Origin of the sequence: Paraburkholderia sp. GAS199, from assembly GCF_050436585.1 — a bacterium.
Lineage (GTDB): Bacteria > Pseudomonadota > Gammaproteobacteria > Burkholderiales > Burkholderiaceae > Paraburkholderia.
In genome coordinates, this window is sequence record NZ_JBNDMM010000003.1 from 449,215 (window position 1) to 468,424 (window position 19,210).

General features: G+C 62.2%; 15 protein-coding genes. 11 read left to right on the plus strand and 4 right to left on the minus strand.

The genetic code is table 11. The features are described 5' to 3' along the window. Window positions 1-47: 47 nt before the first annotated feature. Window positions 48-1,028, minus strand: a complete 981-nt coding sequence (locus tag P3T18_RS13705; RefSeq protein WP_429300459.1) for an aldo/keto reductase — start codon at window positions 1,026-1,028, stop codon at window positions 48-50. A 195-nt stretch (window positions 1,029-1,223) separates the two neighbouring features. Here P3T18_RS13705 and P3T18_RS13710 point away from each other — a divergent pair, with 195 nt between their 5' ends. Beyond that, window positions 1,224-2,297, plus strand: coding sequence for a purine-nucleoside phosphorylase (locus P3T18_RS13710; RefSeq protein ID WP_429300460.1), 1,074 nt, complete (start codon window positions 1,224-1,226; stop codon window positions 2,295-2,297). Between the two features lie 870 nt (window positions 2,298-3,167). On the opposite strand, the gene P3T18_RS13715 is transcribed toward P3T18_RS13710, so the two are convergent. After that, window positions 3,168-3,473, minus strand: coding sequence for a DUF4148 domain-containing protein (locus P3T18_RS13715; RefSeq protein ID WP_429301096.1), 306 nt, complete (start codon window positions 3,471-3,473; stop codon window positions 3,168-3,170). A 233-nt stretch (window positions 3,474-3,706) separates the two neighbouring features. Further along, complete coding sequence (locus P3T18_RS13720) at window positions 3,707-4,711, minus strand: LysR family transcriptional regulator (protein ID WP_429300461.1); 1,005 nt, start codon at window positions 4,709-4,711, stop codon at window positions 3,707-3,709. A gap of 176 nt (window positions 4,712-4,887) precedes the next feature. Here P3T18_RS13720 and P3T18_RS13725 point away from each other — a divergent pair, with 176 nt between their 5' ends. From P3T18_RS13725 to P3T18_RS13740, 4 genes are all read left to right on the plus strand, one after another. Further along, a complete protein-coding gene (locus tag P3T18_RS13725; RefSeq protein WP_429300462.1) occupies window positions 4,888-5,742 on the plus strand; it encodes an alpha/beta hydrolase in 855 nt (284 codons plus the stop codon). A 64-nt stretch (window positions 5,743-5,806) separates the two neighbouring features. After that, window positions 5,807-7,018: an efflux RND transporter periplasmic adaptor subunit gene (locus tag P3T18_RS13730; protein WP_429300463.1), complete on the plus strand. Its 1,212-nt coding sequence runs from the start codon at window positions 5,807-5,809 to the stop codon at window positions 7,016-7,018. 76 nt (window positions 7,019-7,094) lie between these two features. Continuing rightward, window positions 7,095-10,280 carry an efflux RND transporter permease subunit gene (locus tag P3T18_RS13735; RefSeq protein WP_429300464.1) on the plus strand — a complete coding sequence of 1,062 codons (3,186 nt, stop codon included), beginning with the start codon at window positions 7,095-7,097 and terminating at the stop codon, window positions 10,278-10,280. Window positions 10,281-10,293: 13 nt separating this feature from the next. Then, on the plus strand, window positions 10,294-11,850 hold the full coding sequence (locus P3T18_RS13740; RefSeq protein ID WP_429300465.1) for an efflux transporter outer membrane subunit: 1,557 nt from the start codon (window positions 10,294-10,296) through the stop codon (window positions 11,848-11,850). A gap of 68 nt (window positions 11,851-11,918) precedes the next feature. On the opposite strand, the gene P3T18_RS13745 is transcribed toward P3T18_RS13740, so the two are convergent. After that, on the minus strand, window positions 11,919-12,182 hold the full coding sequence (locus P3T18_RS13745; RefSeq protein ID WP_429300466.1) for a hypothetical protein: 264 nt from the start codon (window positions 12,180-12,182) through the stop codon (window positions 11,919-11,921). 117 nt (window positions 12,183-12,299) lie between these two features. Between P3T18_RS13745 and P3T18_RS13750 the strand changes: the two genes are divergently transcribed. From P3T18_RS13750 to P3T18_RS13775, 6 genes are all read left to right on the plus strand, one after another. Then, entirely contained in the window at window positions 12,300-13,139 is an 840-nt protein-coding gene (locus P3T18_RS13750; RefSeq protein ID WP_429300467.1) for a MetQ/NlpA family ABC transporter substrate-binding protein, read from the plus strand. A 90-nt stretch (window positions 13,140-13,229) separates the two neighbouring features. Next, window positions 13,230-14,588 (plus strand): LLM class flavin-dependent oxidoreductase, encoded by a 1,359-nt coding sequence (locus tag P3T18_RS13755; RefSeq protein ID WP_429301097.1) that lies wholly within the window; start codon window positions 13,230-13,232, stop codon window positions 14,586-14,588. 13 nt (window positions 14,589-14,601) lie between these two features. Then, window positions 14,602-15,762, plus strand: coding sequence for a methionine ABC transporter ATP-binding protein (locus P3T18_RS13760; RefSeq protein WP_429300468.1), 1,161 nt, complete (start codon window positions 14,602-14,604; stop codon window positions 15,760-15,762). Next, entirely contained in the window at window positions 15,755-16,411 is a 657-nt protein-coding gene (locus P3T18_RS13765; RefSeq protein WP_429300469.1) for a methionine ABC transporter permease, read from the plus strand. The genes P3T18_RS13760 and P3T18_RS13765 overlap by 8 nt, the downstream gene beginning before the upstream one ends. A gap of 128 nt (window positions 16,412-16,539) precedes the next feature. Beyond that, on the plus strand, window positions 16,540-17,742 hold the full coding sequence (locus tag P3T18_RS13770; protein ID WP_429300470.1) for an acyl-CoA dehydrogenase family protein: 1,203 nt from the start codon (window positions 16,540-16,542) through the stop codon (window positions 17,740-17,742). 60 nt (window positions 17,743-17,802) lie between these two features. Continuing rightward, the gene (locus P3T18_RS13775) at window positions 17,803-19,131 is read left to right on the plus strand and encodes an Nramp family divalent metal transporter (RefSeq protein WP_429300471.1); all 1,329 of its coding nucleotides are present in this window, start codon (window positions 17,803-17,805) and stop codon (window positions 19,129-19,131) included. Window positions 19,132-19,210 lie beyond the last annotated feature (79 nt).

The following is a 19,210-nucleotide window of genomic DNA, read 5'->3' on the forward strand; positions in this document are numbered from 1 at the left end:
CAGCGGGTTCGTGCGACGCGTGCCGCTGCTCCGTTGGGTTTGATCGCTTATTTGAAGCCCGTTACCGCATGCGGCACGTACAGTTCTTCGAGGCGCGTGATTTCTTCCGCGCTCAGATTTAGCGAGAGCGCCGCCACCGCGTCATCGAGATGATGCAGTTTGGTGGCGCCGACGATCGGCGCGCTAATCGGCTTCTTTTGCAGCACCCAGGCCAGCGCCACTTGTGCGCGCGGCACACCGCGTTCCTTCGCGATTTCGCCGACCCGTTCCACCACGCGGCGATCCGCTTCGGCGGTGTCCGCATACAGCGTGCGGCCGAACTCATCGGTCTCCGAGCGCGCGCTTTCCGTATTCCAGTCACGCGTGAGACGGCCTCGTGCCAGCGGGCTCCACGGAATCACACCAATGCCTTCGCTTTCGCACAGCGGCAACATCTCGCGCTCTTCTTCGCGATAGAGCAGGTTCACGTAGTTCTGCATGGTCACGAAACGCGTCCAGCCGTTGCGCTCCGCCACGTTCAACGCTTTGGCGAATTGCCACGCGTACATGGACGACGCGCCGATATAGCGTGCCTTGCCGGCCTTCACGACGTCGTGCAACGCTTCCATGGTTTCTTCGATCGGCGTGTCGTAATCCCAGCGATGGATCTGGTACAGATCCACATAATCGGTGCCGAGCCGACGCAGGCTGTTGTCGATCTCCGCCATGATGGCCTTGCGCGACAGTCCCGCGCCATTCGGGCCTTTGTGCATGCGGCTATTCACCTTGGTGGCCAGAACGATTTCGTCGCGCTTGGCAAAGTCTTTCAGCGCGCGGCCGACGATCTCCTCGCTGGTGCCGTCCGAATAGACGTTGGCGGTGTCGAAGAAATTGATGCCGTGATCGAGTGCCTGCTTGATGAAGGGACGCGACGCTTCGTCGTCCAGCGACCAGGGATGCGTGCCGCGAGCCGGTACGCCATAGCTCATGCAACCAAGACAAAGACGCGATACATCGAGGCCGGTACGGCCGAGTTTCACATAATCCATCGTGATGCTCCTGTTGAGAGTTGCACAAATCCGGTGCGCGCAGCGAACTACCCATTATAGGGAGCACGTGCCGAGCGTGCTGGGGGCAGGGCAGACCGCACTGCACAGTGGCAATTAATTTCGTCGCACCTATACTTCTTTCGGCCTGAAAGCTGCACCTTCTCCCAATCTGCATGACACAACAGGAGGATCACGATGCTGATTCGCACGCTGGGCGCCATCTCCGCCATCACGCTTGCCGCCTGCGCGGCCTTCACGCCGGGTCCCGCGAGTGCCGACGACAACGACGGCTTCTCGCACGGCGACAACGGTTCGCATGGACGACCCGTCAAGGTGATGATCATTTCGATGTTCGGTCCGGAAGGGCAGGTCTGGCTCGACAACCTCGGACCCTGGCGCGAAATAGCGGTCGACGGTTTGTCGCCGGATTACCCGACTGTCCATTGCAACAAACAGGACGTGTGCGTGATGACGACCGGCATGGGGCACACCAATGCCGCAGCGTCGATCATGGCGCTGACGTTCTCGCCGCGCTTCGATTTGCGTCACACGTACTTCATGGTCGCGGGCATTGCCGGCATCGATCCGCAGCAAGGCACGGTGGGGTCGGCCGCTTGGGCGAAATATCTCGTGGACTTCGGCATTCAGTGGGAGATCGACGGCCGCGAGATTCCGCCGACATGGAACACCGGCTATCTGGGCATCAACACGAAGAGCCCCACCGATAAACCGCCGCTCGACTACCGCACCGAGGTATTCCAGCTGAACACGCAGTTGGCCGACACCGCGTTTGCGTTATCGCGCAACGTCACGCTTTCGGACAACACGCAGGCGCAGGCGGCGCGTGCCAAATATTCTTATGCTCCGGCGAACAAACCGCCCACCGTCATTCAATGCGACACGCTTGCCGGCGACACGTGGTGGTCGGGCACGCTGCTAGGACAGCGCGCTCGCGACTGGACAAAGATTCTGACCGACGGCAAAGGGGTGTATTGCACGACACAGCAGGAAGACAACGCGACCTACGAGGCGCTCAAGCGCGCGGCCTCGGTGCACAAGGTGGATTTGAATCGCGTCGCGGTGTTGAGAGCGGGTTCCGATTTCGATCGACCATACGATGGACAGAGCAGCGCGGATAACTTATTGAATTATGCTGCGCAGGGCGGCTTTGCGATTGCGATTCAGAATCTGTTTTTATCGGGCAATCCGCTGGTGCAGGATATTGCTATGCATTGGGGGGAATGGAGGGAGGGGGTTCCACGGAGGTGATTTTTTGCTTCCCGGCGGGTTTGTTGTTGTTTGCCTGCGGCGGTGGGGTTTCTTTTCTTATTGGTTTTTGTTGTTTGCCTGCGGCGGCGCTCTTTCTTTGCGTTATTGGTTTATTAGTGTTGCCCCTGTGCGGGGCGGCACTTACTTTCTTTGCCGCGGCAAAGAAAGGTAAGCAAAGAAAGCCGCTCACACCGCTAACCCTAAGCGGGCATCTCTCATAACAAGAGGGAGTGGAGACCGATAGGGCCGACCGTGGATCGTCACCCGCAGTGGTACAGCAGTCATCCGTTCCGGCGACGCTGCGCGCGCCGGAGCGGTACTTCACCAAACCACTCACTTCGGTTTTTGTTTGCGGGGGCCATCGGCTTCGCCTCGGCGAAAAGCTCAATGGAAACCTGCGGTTTCCCCAGCATGCCGCTCGGCGCGCGAAGCGCCGCCGGAACTGATGACGGCCTTGTCACTCACGCGGAGTGCGCGACGACACGGACGCTCCGGGGCCACCGCCGCCACGAACTGCCACCGATAACGAATAGCATTAGCGGTGTGAGCGGCTTTCTTTGCTTACCTTTCTTTGCCGCGGCAAAGAAAGTAAGTGCCGCCCCGCACAGGGGCAACACTAATAAACCACAAACAAAAGAAACACCACCGCCGCAGGCAAACAAAAAGAAACACCACCGCCAGCAGGCAAAAAAAACCAAACCCGCCACAGCGTCAAACCCTACCGTTGCGGAGCCCGATACGGCACCCAAACAGCCACATCACTATCCCAATGATCGAGTTCAGAAGGCGTCATGATATTCTCCAAAAACGTTTCGGATAACAAACAATAAGAAAAGGAAGAACCGGAAGAAGCGGAAGAAAGCTAAAACCTCACTGCCCCTTGGCCAGTCGCGTCGTATCTTCTGCTTTGTCTTCCTGCAAGGCGATGCGTGCGGCTTGCGTCTGCCCGATCAAACCTTTGTTCGGATAAGACGTGCGGTTCAACGCGGGCAGCGATCCGTCACGGTAAGAGGCGACGATTTCCGCTTTCACTTCTTCACGCGTCTTCGCGTTCGCGGTCGGAGCCGGTTGCGTGTCATACGTGCCGGCGCGGCCAATGCCACCGCTGCTTTGTGCAAATGCCGGAGCGCTCACGAGGAGCGAAAGTGCCAGACCTGCTAAGAGATTGCGTTTCATCATTCACTCCTGTCGATTCGTTTGCAGCACGAGTGGCGCCGCGACAGGGTGAAATGTAGAGGCTGGGAGGTACGGGATAAACCGTAGTTTGATGAAATGAATTGTCGTGATTTCGGAACAATCGCGACGGCCCCGCACCTGCATAAGCAACCGCGGCATTAGCGCCGCGGTTGAAATTCACTGTTTCAATTTCTGTACTTCATTTGCATGCGGTTTGCGCTTCACTCCGCCTCTCACGCAACCCACTCGGTGATGACCGGCGTATCGAGTGCCGGTGCCGACTCGCGCTCTTCGAATGTGCGCTTGGTGCAGGTCGCGTCGAGACTGCCGCGTCCGCTCAGCAACGGGCAGCGGTCGAACAGCTCGGCAATCCAGTCTACGAAAACACGGACTTTCGGCGACAGGTGCCGGCTGTGCGGATAGACTGCGGAAATCGGCATCGGCAAGGGCTTCAGTTCGGGCAGTACTTCAACCAGCTGGCCGGAACGCAGTTGCGGCAACACCATGAACAGCGCGGGCTGGATCAGGCCGAAACCTTCGAGTCCGCACGTGACGTAGGCATCGGCGTCGTTCACCGAGACGATGCTTTTCATCTTCACTTCGATTTCTTTTCCGTCAACCAGGAAGGCCCAGTCGAGCGTGCGTCCCGTGCGGCTCGAGAAATAGTTGACCGCTTTGTGGTTCTCGAGATCTTCGAGCGACGTGGGCATGCCCGCGCGTTCGATGTAGTCGGGCGCAGCGCACGTCACGCCCTCGAACAGGCCGATGCGCCGCGCGACCAGCGACGAATCCTGCAAAGCGCCCACACGTACCACGCAGTCCACGCCTTCCTGCAGCAGATCGACCGGGCGGTCGGTCAGACCCAGTTGCAGGTCGATGTCCGGGTAGCGCGTGTGGAATTCGCACAGTGAAGGAATGACCAGCAGTCGGCCGATCGATCCGGGCATGTCGATGCGCAGCTTGCCGTGCGGCTTCTTGTTGCCGCTCTGGAAACTGGCTTCCGTCTCTTCGACGTCGGCAAGAATGCGCACGCAACGTTCGTAGTACGCGGCGCCGTCCGGCGTCAGCGACAGACGCCGCGTGGTCCGATGCATCAGGCGCGTGCCGAGGAACGCTTCGAGGTTCTGAATGATCGTGGTGACCGAGGCGCGCGGGAGATCGAGCGTTTCCGCTGCACGGGTAAAGCTGTTTGTGTCGACGACACGCGTGAACACTTGCATGGCCTGAAGCCGGTCCATTGCAAACCTCCAGAAAAGGGGCGGGCGCACCGTGCAGAGAAACAATCCGCAGAGCAATCGCATCCGGATTGTTCAGGGGCGCCGAATTGTGTTGCCGGATTATAGGCATTTATTTACGAGTCTGCCGAACCCACAATTCGCACCATTGAAGTTCTATGCGCATTGCGCGGCTCGACATGGATGCATTTAAACCGCCGTACTCGTTCGTGCCTGCTGGCAGCGGCCCGGCACAGGCCGAAGACACGGCACTTCAGATCACCGATGTACAGATCGAAGGACACGCACAGGACATTACGCTGCGTTTGTACCGGCAGGCTGAAAAGACCGCACTGCCGGTACTGCTTTACTTTCACGGCGGCGGATTTACGAAGGGCTCGATCGACCAGGCCGACTACGCCGCACGCTATTTCGCAGACCACTTACCAGCACTCGTGGTGTCGGTGGGTTATTCGCTGGCACCGCAGTTTCCGTTTCCGGCCGCGCCGGAAGACGCACATCGCGCGGCACTCTGGGTGCAGACGCGGGCGCGTGCGTTTGGCGGAAACAGCAAGAAGGTCGGCGTGGCAGGTCACGACGCAGGCGGCCAGTTGGCGAACTGTCTCGCCTTCATTGCACGCGATCGCGGCGACGTACGCATTTCCGCTCAGGCGCTGTTCGGCCCGATGCTGGACCCGAGCCTGACGCGCCTCGGCGACGAACAGCGGCTCGGCTCGGACATCACGGCAAAAGAGTGCGCCGCCTGCTACCGCGCGTATCTGCCGCAAGCGTCGCAGCGCATGCATCCGTATGCCGCGCCGCTCGAATCGTCGCGGCTCGCGGGCTTGCCCGCCACGCTGATCGCGACGGCGCAGAACGACGTCCTGCACGTGGAAGCGGAGAAATACGCAAGCAGTCTGATCGACGCGGGCGTGCTCACGCAGGTGGTGCGCTATCCGAGCGTCTCGCATGCGGCGCTTGCCGATCATCCGCCGGCCTTGCAGGAAGCGGTGCGATTTTTTCAGTGGCGCTTCGACGCCCGCGCCCATCGATAAAACAGAAACAAGCTGGAAACAGCGGAAATAAGCAGAACTTTTTCAACGATACCGGGAGCTTCATATGACTATCCTTCCTCTTTCCCGTCGCCGTGTGGCGATTGCAGCGCTAGCCGTCGTCGTCGTGGCCGGGTTGGGTACGTTCGGCGCAATTCGCGTCGACGCGAGTGCGCCGGCGGCGCCGACCATCGTGCCGGAAGTCGATGTGGCGACCGTGGTGCAGAAAACCATCACCGACTGGCAGAGCTATTCCGGCCGCCTCGAAGCGGTCGAAAAAGTGGACGTGCGTTCGCAGGTGCCGGGCACGATCGTCTCCGTCAACTTCAAGGACGGCGCGCTCGTGAAGAAGGGCGACACGCTGTTCGTGATCGACCCGCGTCCGTATGCAGCCGAAGTGGATCGCGCCGAAGCGCAACTCGCCGCGGCGCAGGCACGCACGGGCTACACGCAAAGCGACTGGGAGCGCGCACAGCGCCTGATCGCCGACAACGCCATCGCCAAACGCGACTACGACGAGAAGCAGAACGCCGCGCGTGAAGCGAGCGCGAACCTGAAGGCGGCGCAAGCGGCCGTCGAAACCGCGCGCATCAACTTCGGCTATACGAAGATCGTCGCGCCGGTGTCGGGCCGCGTGTCGCGCGCGGAAATCACCGTGGGCAACGTGGTGTCGGCGGGCGCGAGCTCGGCGCCGTTGACCACGCTGGTGTCCGTCTCGCCGATCTACGCTTCGTTCGACGCCGACGAACAGACCTATCTGCAGTACCTGAATCGCGCGAAAGACGGCAGCAAGGTGCCGGTGGAACTCGGTCTCGCGGACGAAAGCGGCTATTCGCGTAGCGGCGTGATCGAGTCGGTCGATAACCGACTCGATACCTCGTCGGGCACGATTCGCGTGCGCGCGCGCTTCGACAATCAGGACGGCGCGCTGATTCCGGGTCTCTATGCACGCGTGAAAGTGGGCGGCAGCGAGCCGCATCCGGCGCTGCTGATCGACGACGCGGCAGTCGGCACCGATCAGGACAAGAAGTTCGTGCTGGTGGTCGATCAGAACAATCACGTGGTGTATCGCGAGATCGCGGTGGGCGGCATGCAGGGCAATCTGCGCGTGGTCAAGGGCGGCCTGAAAGCGAATGACCGCATCGTCGTGAACGGTATTCAGCGTGTGCGTCCGGGCGATGCAGTGCGCGCCCACGTCGTGCCGATGACCGCCGACCAGGATCCGAACAGCGCGCCGCTCGCGCAGACTCGCGCAAAAGCGGCCGACAAGAATTCGTGAGCCTCGCGCGCCGCTGCACCGCGCGATCCATTGCGCGCGTCGCAGCCGGCGCTTGCTCCAACGTTAAGAGCTTCCCATGAACATATCCAAATTCTTCATCGATCGGCCGATCTTTGCCGGCGTGCTATCGGTATTGATTCTGCTGGGCGGCATCATCGCGCTCTTCAAGCTGCCGATTTCGGAATATCCGGAAGTCGTGCCGCCTTCGGTGGTGGTGCACGCGCAATATCCCGGCGCCAATCCGAAAGTGATCGCCGAAGCAGTCGCGGCGCCGCTCGAAGAACAGATCAACGGCGTCGAGAACATGCTGTACATGCAGTCGCAGGCGAATAGCGACGGCAATCTCACGCTGACCGTCACGTTCAAGCTGGGCACGAATCCCGATCTCGCCACGCAACTGGTGCAGAACCGTGTGAATCAGGCCTTGCCGCGTTTGCCGGAAGACGTGCAACGTCTCGGCATCACGACGATCAAGAGCTCGCCCACGCTGACCATGGTGGTCCACCTGATCTCGCCGAACGACCGTTACGACATGACGTATCTGCGTAACTACGCGGTGCTCAACGTGAAGGATCGTCTTGCGCGGATCCAGGGCGTCGGCGAAGTGCAGCTGTGGGGTTCGGGCGACTACGCCATGCGCGTCTGGCTGGATCCGCAGAAAGTGTCGCAACGCGGCCTGACGGCGACCGAAGTGGTCAACGCGATTCGCGAGCAGAACATTCAGGTGGCGGCCGGTGTGATCGGCGCATCGCCTTCGGTGCCGGGCACGCAATTGCAGTTGTCGGTGAATGCGCGCGGCCGTTTGAAGACCGAGGGCGAATTCGGCGACATCATCGTCAAGACCGCGCCGGACGGCGGCGTGACGTATCTGCGCGACATCGCGCGGATCGAACTCGCGGCATCGGAATACGGCCTGCGTTCGCTGCTGGATAACAAACCGGCCGTGGCGCTCGCCATCAACCAGGCACCGGGTGCGAACTCGCTGGCGATTTCCGACCAGGTTCGCTCGGCGATGAAGGAACTCGCCGAAGACATGCCGGCCGGTGTCGAATACAAGATCGTCTACGACCCGACGCAATTCGTGCGGTCGAGTATCGAGGCCGTGATTCACACGCTGCTCGAAGCGATCGCGCTGGTGGTGATCGTGGTGATCGTGTTTCTGCAAACGTGGCGCGCGTCGATCATTCCGCTGATCGCGGTGCCGGTGTCGATCGTCGGGACGTTCTCGCTGCTGCTGGCCTTCGGCTTCTCGATCAACGCGCTCTCGCTGTTCGGCATGGTGCTCGCCATCGGGATCGTGGTTGACGATGCAATCGTGGTGGTGGAGAACGTCGAGCGGAACATCGAGAACGGGCTCAGTGCGCGGGATGCGACGTATAAGGCCATGCAGGAAGTGAGTGGGCCGATTATCGCCATCGCGCTGACGCTGGTGGCCGTGTTCGTGCCGCTCGCCTTCATGACGGGCCTGACGGGTCAGTTCTACAAGCAGTTTGCGATGACCATCGCGATCTCGACGGTGATCTCGGCGTTCAACTCGCTGACCTTGTCGCCGGCGTTGTCCGCTCTGCTGCTGCGCGGTCACGGCGCGAAGGAAGACTTCCTGACGCGTGTGATGAACCGTCTGCTGGGCCGCTTTTTCAAGGGCTTCAACAAGGTGTTCCATCGCGGCTCGACGGCGTACGGCAAGGGCGTAACGGGCGTGCTGCGCCGCAAGGGCGCGATGCTCGCGGTGTACGCAATCCTGCTGGGCGCAACCGTGCTGATCTCGCGTGTCGTGCCGGGCGGCTTCGTGCCGGCGCAGGACAAGGAGTACCTGATCGCATTCGCGCAACTGCCGAACGGCGCCTCGCTCGACCGCACGGAAAAAGTGATCCGCGACATGAGCGCGATTGCGTTGAAGCAGCCGGGCGTGGAAAGCGCCGTGGCGTTCCCGGGTTTGTCGGTGAACGGCTTCACGAATAGTTCGAGCGCGGGCATCGTGTTCGTCACGCTCAAGCCGTTCAAGGAGCGCGGCAGCAAGACGCTGGCAGCCGGGGCGATTGCGGGCGCATTGAACCAGAAGTACGGCGCGATCAAGGATTCGTTCGTGGCGGTGTTCCCGCCGCCGCCGGTGCTCGGTCTCGGTACGCTCGGCGGCTTCAAGATGCAGCTGGAAGATCACGGCGCGGTGGGTTACGCGGAGTTGAACAAGGCCGCCGAAGCCTTCGTGAAGAAAGCGGCGCAAACGCCTGAACTGGGCCCGACCTTCTCGAGCTATCAGATCAACGTGCCGCAACTGAACGTGGACCTCGACCGTGTGAAGGCGAAGCAACTCGGTGTGCCGGTCACGGACGTGTTCAACACGATGCAGATCTATCTCGGCTCGCTGTACGTGAACGACTTCAACCGTTTCGGCCGCGTGTATCAGGTACGGGTGCAGGCCGATGCGCCGTTCCGTCAACGTGCCGACGACATCCTGCAACTGAAGACGCGTAACGCGGCGGGCGACATAGTGCCGTTGTCTTCGCTGGTGACGGTGACGCCGACCTACGGTCCGGAAATGGTGGTGCGCTACAACGGCTACACGGCTGCCGACATCAACGGCGGACCGGCACCGGGCTTCTCGTCCGGGCAGGCTCAGGCCGCGGCCGAACGCGTGGCGGCCGAGACCTTGCCGCACGGCGTGAAGCTCGAATGGACCGACCTGACGTACCAGCAGATCATCGCCGGCAATGCGGGCCTGTGGGTGTTCCCGATCAGCGTGTTGCTTGTGTTCCTCGTGCTGGCCGCGCTGTATGAAAGCCTGACGCTGCCGCTCGCGGTGATCCTGATTGTGCCGATGAGCGTGCTGTCCGCGCTGACCGGTGTCTGGCTCACGCATGGCGACAACAACATCTTCACGCAGATCGGCTTGATGGTGCTGGTGGGGCTGTCGGCGAAGAACGCGATTCTGATCGTCGAGTTCGCCCGCGAACTGGAGCATGACGGACGCACGCCGCTGGCGGCGGCAATCGAGGCGAGCCGGCTGCGTCTGCGCCCGATTCTGATGACGTCGATCGCGTTCATCATGGGTGTCGTGCCGCTGGTCGTATCGAGCGGTGCCGGTTCGGAAATGCGTCACGCGATGGGTATCGCGGTGTTCTTCGGCATGCTCGGCGTGACGCTGTTCGGCCTGATGCTGACGCCGGTGTTCTACGTGGTGCTGCGCACGCTGGCGGGTGGCACGATCCACGTCGCGCAGAAGGACTCGCCGCACATTGGCGGCCCGGTGACGGACGTCTGAGGAGAAAACAACAATGAAACGCTTTGAATCTTTAGGCGGATGGGGCAAGGCGGCGGCCAGCGGCCTGCTGCTGGCCCTGCTCGCAGCCTGCTCCGTCGAGCCGACCTACAAGCGGCCCGACGTGGATACGCCGGTTGCCTTCAAGGAAACGCCTGCGGCGTCCGCGCACGACACCGGTACGTGGAAGCCGGCACAACCCGCCGACGACGCGCATCGTGGCGACTGGTGGGCGGTGTTCGGCGATCCGCAACTGAACGCCCTGGAAGAACAGGCCGCGGCGGCCAACCAGGATCTGAAAGCGGCGGCGGCACGGGTGCAGCAGTCACGCGCCGTGACGCAGGCGGCGAAGTCCGACTGGTTCCCGAAGCTCGACGCGGGCTTCGGTCCGACACGCGAGCGTGCTTCGGCGGCCTCGCAACTGCTGCCGGACAGCGCGGGCGGCACCACGGGCACGATCTGGCGCGCGCAGGTGGGTGCGTCGTATGAAGCCGATCTGTTCGGCCGCGTGGGCTCGAATGTGAGCGCCTCGCGTGCCGACGAACAGCAGAGCGAAGCCTTGTTCCGCTCGGTACAACTGTCGCTGCAAGCCGATGTGGCGCAGAACTACTTCCAGTTGCGCGAGCTGGACACGGATCAGGATCTGTACCGCCGTACCGTGGCGTTGCGTGAAGACACGCTGAAGCTGGTCGAACGGCGCTTCAAGGAAGGCGATATCGGCGAACTTGACGTCTCGCGTGCCCGCAACGAACTGGCGAGCGCGCGTGCCGATGCCGTGGGTGTGGCGCGTCAGCGCGCGGCCTCCGAGCACAGCCTCGCCATTCTGCTCGGCGAGCCGCCCGCGGATTTCTCCTTCGCGGAGGCGCCGCTCGCGCCGGTGACGGTGCGTGTGCCGCCGGGTCTGCCGTCGGCGCTGCTCGAACGGCGTCCGGACATCTCGGCGGCGGAACGTGCCATGGCGGCGGCGAATGCGCGCGTTGGTCTCGCGAAATCGGCGTTCTTCCCGAAGCTGGATATCACGGGTGCGTTCGGTTACGAGTCGGCGACGCTCGGCGATCTGTTCATGTGGTCGAGCCGCGCGTTCCTGCTCGGGCCGCTGGCCGGCACCGCGCTGACCGTGCCGCTGTTCGACGGCGGACGCCGCAAGGCCAATCTCGCGCAGGCACGGTCGAAGTACGACGAAGACGTGGCGCAGTATCGTCAGCAGGTGCTGGTGGCGTTCCGCGAGGTCGAAGACAATCTGGCCGATCTGCGTTTGCTCGACGACCAGATGCGCGAGCAGAACGTTGCCGTGCAAGCGTCGCAACGGGCCGCGCATCTGTCGCGTACCCAGTACACGGAAGGCGCGGTCAGCTATCTGGACGTGATCGACGGCGAGCGGCAGGTGTTGATCTCGCAACTGCAGGCGAGCCATTTGTCGGGCACGCAGGCGGTGGCGACGGTCAATCTGATTCGCGCGCTGGGCGGCGGCTGGGGCGACGTGAATGCGCCCGGCACGGCGGTTGGCGCGGTTGCGCCGGCGTCGGGCGCGGCGGCTTCGGGTGCTCCGGCGCAGCAGGTAGCCGGGCAATAAGCAGCCTCGACCCCGTCGTAAAACGAAGTAGTGAAAGCCGGATCGCGCGAAAGCGCGGTCCGGCTTTTTTATTGGATGCCGGTGCGGCGCTTGACCGATGCACCGTCGCTCCAAATCATTTTTACCGCTTTCCTTTCGAAAATCCCTTCGTAGACCGCCGCAAGGGCAGCCTCTATGATGAATCGCACCTCATCTGGAGAGAGGCGATGACCCGTCCGATCTGCCGCTGTTTGTGTTGTCGTTAGCACCGCTGTTAGCGCTACGGTTTGCGTCGACACCTTAGCGCGTTCTGTTTTGCCGCCACCGTGGCGGATATCCACTGTTCCCGCCATGCCGGCACGGCCTTCGTCGTGCCGCCGGTTCGTCTCGTCCCGAGCGAACGTGGAGCAGGCATCGATTCGATACCCGAATTACGACCCGAACTACGACCCGAATTTAACGAGCTAATCATGCGTCATTCTTTTTTCAATTTGCGGCGCCTCGCGCGCGCGTCGTCTGTCTCTCTGTTCGGCGCGCTCGGTCTCGCGCTTGCGTTATCGGCTCTCACGGCCAATGCGGCTGACACGCCGACGCTGAAAATCGGCACGGCGACGAGTCCGCAGATCGAGGCGCTCAAAGTGGCGGCGCACGAAGCGAAAGAGCAGGGGCTCGACGTGAAGATCATCGAATTCACGGACTGGAACACGCCGAATGCCGCGCTCGCTAACAAGGACATCGACGTCAATTACTTCCAGCACATTCCCTTTCTGGAAAATGCGAAGAAGCAGGGCGGTTATAACTTCGTCGCCATTGCACCGGGCACGATCATGAAGATCGGCCTCTACTCGAAGAAGATCAAACGCTTCGACGAACTCAAAGACGGCGCGACCGTCGCCATCGCCAACGATCCGGTGAACGGCGGACGCGGTCTGTTGCTGCTGCAACGCGCCGGTCTCATCAAGCTGAAGCCGGGCGTCGACTATCGCGCCACCACGCTCGACATCGTCGATAACCCGAAGCATCTGAAGATCGTGCAACTCGAAGCGTCGCAATTGGCCCGTTCGCTCGACGACGTCGATCTGGCGCAAGGTTATCCGAGCTTCATCAAACTCGCGGGCACGACCGACCCGAACAGTGCGCTGCTGTTCGACGGGTTGGAGAACAAGAACTACGCGATCCAGTGGGTCGTGCGTCCGGAAAGCGCGAATGATCCGCGTATCCGCAAGTTCATTTCGATCTATCAGCATTCGCCGGCCGTGCGCGCGGCGCTCGACAAGGCCTTTGGCAATCTCTACGCGGTGGCGTGGTAAGCAGCAAAGTACGCGTGGATCGGCCGGTCGGCGCACAGCACGAGGAGTGATACGGTGGCGAAGAAAAAGATTCTGCTGAACGCCTTCAATATGAACGCGGTCGGGCATATCAATCATGGTTTGTGGACGCATCCGCGCGACCGTTCGGCGCATTACACCGATCTCGACTACTGGACGAATCTCGCGCAAACACTGGAGCGCGGCAAATTCGACGGCATTTTTCTGGCGGATATCGTCGGCGTGTACGACGTGTATCAGGGTGGGCCGGACACGTCGTTGCGCGAGTCGGTGCAGATTCCGATCAACGATCCCGCACTGATTGTGCCGGCCATGGCGCACGTGACGAAACATATCGGCTTCGGCGTGACGTCGAATCTCACCTACGAGCCGCCTTATCTGTTCGCGCGCCGCATGTCCACGCTGGATCATCTGACCCGAGGACGGGTGGGCTGGAACATCGTGACCGGCTATCTGGACAGCGCGGCGCGAGGCATGGGCCTCGCGCAACAGATCGGTCACGACGACCGCTACGATCGCGCCGACGATTACATGGACGTGGTCTACAAACTGTGGGAGCAAAGCTGGGAAGACGACGCGGTGGTGCGCGATCGCGCGGCACGCATCTTTTCGCATCCCGACAAGGTGCATCGCGTGAAGCACGATGGCCCCTACTATTCGATCGACGCGATTCATCTGAGCGAGCCGTCGCCACAGCGTACGCCGGTGCTTTATCAGGCCGGGTCGTCGAGCCGCGGTGTCGATTTTGCGGCACGTCACGCGGAATGCGTGTTCGTCGGCGGACAGAATAAACAGCTGACGCGGTCGATCGTGGACGACATTCGTGCACGCGCCGTGAGCTTCGGCCGCGCGCCCGACGACATCAAGATTTTTGCCGGCATCACGGTCGTGGTCGGCGAAACCGAGCGTGCGGCGCAGGAGAAGTTCGCCGAATATCGCCGCTATGCCAGTGCGGAAGGCGGCATCGCGCACTTTTCGAGTTCGACCGGTATCGACTTTTCGCAATACGAGCTGGACGAACCGATTTCCTATGTCAAAACCGAGTCGATGCAATCGGCGATGGAAGCCATTTCTAAAAAGAGCACCAGTGGCGTGTGGACCAAACGCAAGGTACTCGAACAGATGACGCTCGGCGGTCGCGCGAAACCGGTGGTCGGCTCGCCCGCGCAGATTGCGGACGAACTCGTGTCGTGGATCGAAGAAGCCGGCGTGGACGGCTTCAATCTGACACGCACGGTCATGCCCGAATCGTTCGAAGACTTCGTCGATCTGGTGGTGCCGGAATTGCAGAATCGCGGCGTCTACAAGGAAGACTACGATCCCGCGCCGACCTTGCGCGAAAAGCTCTTCGGCGGCGGCCGTGCCCGCTTGCCGGACACGCATGCAGGCGCGCAACACCGGCGCCGTGCGCGCGCTACCGTGGAAGCGTAAAAGGAGTTTCGCGATGACGAATCTGTTCGACGTCCCCCATTTTATCGAAGACGCCCCGACGTTCGCGGCAGAGCATGGCGCGACGAAAGCCGGTCACGCCGCCGTCGTTTTCGATCGCGTCGGCAAGGTATTCGCCGGTGCGAAAGGCGCGCCCACCGCTGCGCTCGCGAACGTCGCGCTGGAGGTGGCGCGCGGCGAAGTGTTCGGCATCATCGGACGCAGCGGCGCGGGCAAGTCCACCTTGCTGCGGCTGGTGAACGGTCTCGAGAAGCCGAGCACGGGCGCGGTGCGCGTGAACGGCGTGAATGTCGGCGAACTGGACGAGCGCGGTCTCGTCAGCCTGCGACGGCGCATCGGCATGGTGTTTCAGCATTTCAACCTGCTCTCCGCGAAAACGGTACGCGAGAACATTGCGCTGCCGCTGAAAATAGCGGGCGTGCCGAAAGCGGCAATAGAACGGAAGGTGGCAGAACTGCTTGAGCTGGTTGGCCTGACGGCGAAAGGCGATGCGTATCCGGCAAGCCTCTCGGGCGGTCAGAAGCAGCGAGTGGGTATTGCGCGTGCGCTCGTGACCGATCCGGATATTCTGCTGTGCGACGAAGCCACGTCCGCGCTCGACCCGGAAACCACGCAGGCTATTCTCGCGTTGCTGCGCGATATCAACCGGCGCCTCGGTTTGACGATCGTGCTGATCACGCACGAGATGGAAGTGATTCGCGAAGTCTGCGATACGGTCGCGGTAATAGAACGTGGCGCAGTGGTCGAAACGGGCCCCGTGTGGCGCGTCTTCGGCGATCCACGGCACGACGCGACGCGCGCGCTGCTGCGTACGCTGGTGCACGATCTGCCCGCGGATCTCGCCGCTCGCGTGAGAACTTCGCCTGACGTTGCGCAGCACGGCGGGACGCGTGTTCTGCTCGACGTGCGCTTCACGGGCGCCGATGCCGGCGAACCCGATCTGGGCGCGCTGACTCATGCGCTGAGTGTGGACGGTGGTCGGGTGAACTTCGTGCACGGCGGCATCGATCGGATTCAAAGTCATTCGCAAGGCCGTCTGGTCGTGTCCTCGCAATTGAGCGCGAATACGGAAGGCGCCTTGCAGACGCAGATCGCAGCGTTGCTCGAACGCGCGCGCCGCTACGCCAATCATGTCGAGGTACTCGGTTATGTCTGATCTCTGGCTGTCCGAACTGGCAGACGGCATTCGCGACACCATCGTGATGGTGAGTGCGTCCGCTTTCTTTGCGGCCCTACTCGGCATTCCGCTCGCACTCGTGCTGGTCACCACCACGCGCGGCGGTATTTTTGAAAAGCGGGCGGTGAACCGGTCGCTCGGCGCGTTGGTCAATGCATTCCGCTCCACGCCGTTCATCATTTTGCTGGTCGCGTTGCTGCCGCTCACGCGTCTGCTGATCGGTACGACGATCGGCGTGTGGGCGGCGGTCGTGCCGCTCAGCATTGCCGCGATTCCCTTCTTTGCGCGCGTGGCCGAGGTGAGTTTGCGCGAAGTGGACCGTGGTTTGATCGAGGCCGCGCAAGCAATGGGCGCGCAGCGACGTCATATCATCTGGCATGTGCTGCTGCCCGAAGCCTTGCCCGGCATTCTCGGCGGTTTCACGATTACCGTGGTGGCGATGATCGGCTCCTCGGCGATGGCGGGCGCAGTCGGTGCGGGCGGTCTCGGCGACCTCGCTATCCGTTACGGTTATCAGCGTTTCGACACGACCGTGATGGTCACGGTGATCGTGCTGTTGATCGCAATCGTCACGGCAGTGCAGTTTGTGGGCGATCGTTTCGTGCGACGGCTTGCCGATCGGGCGTGAAGTGTTGCGTCAGTTCGATCGACTATCCGCGTGAAGAATAGACGTACCTGTACCGCGTTTTCGTGTCGAACGCTAATCATGAAAACTCAGGCGTGCGCGCCGTTGGCTTATTTTCAGGTGGAACTTGCATGAACGAACCTCGCTCACTCGCAGCGCAGGCAGCACGGTACGGCACCGGCGCCGGTCCGGTGCGCGATCTCGGCGGTCTGCTCGACGCGCTGCGTGCCAGTGCGGCACAACGCGACCGCGATGGCGGCCATGCCGCGCAGGAAAAGCAGTGGATTGCCGACGCCGGATTGCTGACGCTCGCCGTGCCGCGAGAATTCGGCGGTCAAGGCGCGCGCTGGCCCGACATCTACGAGACGATCCGCACCATTGCGCGGGTCGACAGTGCGCTCGCGCATCTGCTCGGCTTCACGTGTCTGCAGGTCGTGAGCGTGAACGTGTGGGGTAACGCCGGGCAACGCGAGCGCTATCTCGGCGGCACGGTGCAGGGGCGCTGGTGGTGGGGCAACGCCGTCAATCCGCTCGACACGCGCCTCGTGGCAACCGCAACGGCTGACGGCGGCTATCTGCTGAATGGGCAAAAGGGTTTTTGCTCGGGCACGCGCGGCTCGCAGATGATGACCATTTCCGCGCACGATCCCGCCACCGGCAAGCCGGTTTTTGCGGCCGTGCCGACCACGCGCGAAGGCATCACCGTTCACGAAGACTGGAATCCGATCGGGCAGCGGCAGACCGACAGCGGCAGCGTATCGTTTTCGGAAGTGAGAGTGGACGCGCGAGAAGTGCTGCATAAAGCCGACACGCCGTACGCGAGTCTGCGCACGCTGATCTCGCAACTGGTGCTGACGAATCTGTTCGTCGGCATTGCACAGGGTGCGCTCGACGAAGCGCGTGCCTACGTGAACCAGCACGGCAGACCGTGGGTCAATTCGGGCGTCGAGAAAGCCACCGACGACCCGTATCTGATCCAGCGTTTCGGCGAAATGCATTTGCAGACGGTGAGTGCCGAGGCGCTGGCCACGCGCGCCGCGTATGTCATCGACGACGCCTGGCAGCAAGGTCCTGCGCTCACGGCCGAGGCACGCGCCCATGTCGCGCTCGCCACGTCGGAGGCGAAGATCGTCGCGCATCGCGCGGCGCTCGACGTCAGCGAAAAGCTGTTCGATGCGTGCGGTGCCCGTGCCACGCACGCGCCGCTCGCGCTCGACCGTTTCTGGCGCAACGCTCGCGTGCATACCTTGCACGATCCGCTGGACTACCGCGTGCGCGATGTCGGCCGTTATGCACTGAGCGGGACATTGCCGGAGGTTTCTTTGTACACTTGAGGCGGTTCGCGATGGCCGTCACGCGGCGTCGCGTTTTATCCCCTTCAAGAGACCACCGGATTGCAGTTCAAACTACCGACCACCGCCACGGCGCCGTTTTGCCCATCCGAGGTGCAAGGCTCGGTTTCCGTCTCGCCGGGCGCGCCGTTCTGGAAAAAAATCCTGCAATTCGCCGGACCGGGTCTGCTGATTTCGATCGGCTACATGGACCCCGGCAACTGGGCCACCGACATCGAAGCCGGTTCGCGCTACGGTTACAGCCTGCTGTTCGTGGTGCTGCTCTCCAGTCTTGCCGCGATGGCGCTGCAATGCCTGAGCATGCGTCTCGGCATCGCCACCGGGCGCGACCTCGCCGAATTGTCGCGCGAGCGTTATTCGCCCGGCGTCGCGCGTTTCCAGTGGTTGCTCGCCGAACTGTCGATCGTTGCCTGCGATCTCGCCGAAGTGCTCGGCGGCGCGCTCGCGTTTCATCTGATCTTCAAATGCTCGCTGACCACCGGCGTGCTGCTCACCGCGTTCGACACGCTGATCGTGCTCGGCCTGAAGGGCAAGAATTTCCGCGATCTGGAGGCGATCATGCTTGGGCTGATCGCGACCATCGGCGTCGGTTACATCATCGAACTGGCGCTGGTGAAACCGCACTGGCCGTCCGTCGCGCAAGGGCTGATTCCTTCCTGGCAGGCGCTCAGCAGCCGCGAGCCGCTGTATCTCGCGATCGGCATTCTCGGCGCGACGGTCATGCCGCACAACCTCTACCTGCATTCTTCGATCGTGCAGACTCGCGCGGTGAAGCGCGATACCGCGAGCATCCGCACGGCGATCGGCATGTCGCGCATCGACACGATCGTGTCGCTCGTGCTGGCGTTGCTGATCAATATGGCGATCCTGATTCTGGCCGGCGCCGCGTTTCACGCCACCGGCCACAATCAGGTCACCGAAATCGAAGACGCTTACAAGTTGCTCGCGCCGATCGTCGGGACGGGGTTCGCGGCGGTGCTGTTCGCCATCACGCTGCTGGCGTCGGGGCAAAGTTCGACCTTCACCGGTACCGTGGCGGGGCAGGTCATCATGGAAGGCTTCCTGAAGCTGAAGATTCCGTGCTGGCAGCGGCGTTTCATCACGCGCGCGCTGGCGCTGATTCCGGCGTTGATCGGCGTGCAGATGATGGGCAATGGCGCGGTGGGCAAATTACTGGTGGCGAGCCAGGTGGTGCTGAGTCTGCAACTGCCGTTCGCGCTGTATCCGCTGATCCGCATGACGAGCGACCGCGCGCTGATGGGCGAGTTTGCCAACCGGCTGCCGACGCGACTCGTTTCGTGGGCGTTGTTCGGCATCATCAGCGCGGCGAATCTCTGGCTGGTGGTACAGACGGTGGGACTGGTGGGCTGACTGCCTGAAGGATCGCCGCACGGTTCGAAGCGGGCCGTGCAGCCAATAAAAAAGGTCCGCGTTCTTTTGAACGCGGACC

Excerpts from the sequence above, each read along its gene's own strand:
- P3T18_RS13705 (WP_429300459.1), bottom strand. The coding sequence starts at position 1,028 with ATGGATTATGTGAAACTCGGCCGTACCGGCCTCGATGTATCGCGTCTT.
- P3T18_RS13770 (WP_429300470.1), top strand. The coding sequence starts at position 16,540 with ATGAACGAACCTCGCTCACTCGCAGCGCAGGCAGCACGGTACGGCACC.
- P3T18_RS13710 (WP_429300460.1), top strand. The coding sequence starts at position 1,224 with ATGCTGATTCGCACGCTGGGCGCCATCTCCGCCATCACGCTTGCCGCC.
- P3T18_RS13750 (WP_429300467.1), top strand. The coding sequence starts at position 12,300 with ATGCGTCATTCTTTTTTCAATTTGCGGCGCCTCGCGCGCGCGTCGTCT.
- P3T18_RS13755 (WP_429301097.1), top strand. The coding sequence starts at position 13,230 with ATGAACGCGGTCGGGCATATCAATCATGGTTTGTGGACGCATCCGCGC.
- P3T18_RS13740 (WP_429300465.1), top strand. The coding sequence starts at position 10,294 with ATGAAACGCTTTGAATCTTTAGGCGGATGGGGCAAGGCGGCGGCCAGC.
- P3T18_RS13735 (WP_429300464.1), top strand. The coding sequence starts at position 7,095 with ATGAACATATCCAAATTCTTCATCGATCGGCCGATCTTTGCCGGCGTG.
- P3T18_RS13720 (WP_429300461.1), bottom strand. The coding sequence starts at position 4,711 with ATGGACCGGCTTCAGGCCATGCAAGTGTTCACGCGTGTCGTCGACACA.
- P3T18_RS13730 (WP_429300463.1), top strand. The coding sequence starts at position 5,807 with ATGACTATCCTTCCTCTTTCCCGTCGCCGTGTGGCGATTGCAGCGCTA.
- P3T18_RS13725 (WP_429300462.1), top strand. The coding sequence starts at position 4,888 with ATGGATGCATTTAAACCGCCGTACTCGTTCGTGCCTGCTGGCAGCGGC.
- P3T18_RS13760 (WP_429300468.1), top strand. The coding sequence starts at position 14,602 with ATGACGAATCTGTTCGACGTCCCCCATTTTATCGAAGACGCCCCGACG.
- P3T18_RS13715 (WP_429301096.1), bottom strand. The coding sequence starts at position 3,473 with ATGAAACGCAATCTCTTAGCAGGTCTGGCACTTTCGCTCCTCGTGAGC.
- P3T18_RS13765 (WP_429300469.1), top strand. The coding sequence starts at position 15,755 with ATGTCTGATCTCTGGCTGTCCGAACTGGCAGACGGCATTCGCGACACC.
- P3T18_RS13745 (WP_429300466.1), bottom strand. The coding sequence starts at position 12,182 with ATGGCGGGAACAGTGGATATCCGCCACGGTGGCGGCAAAACAGAACGC.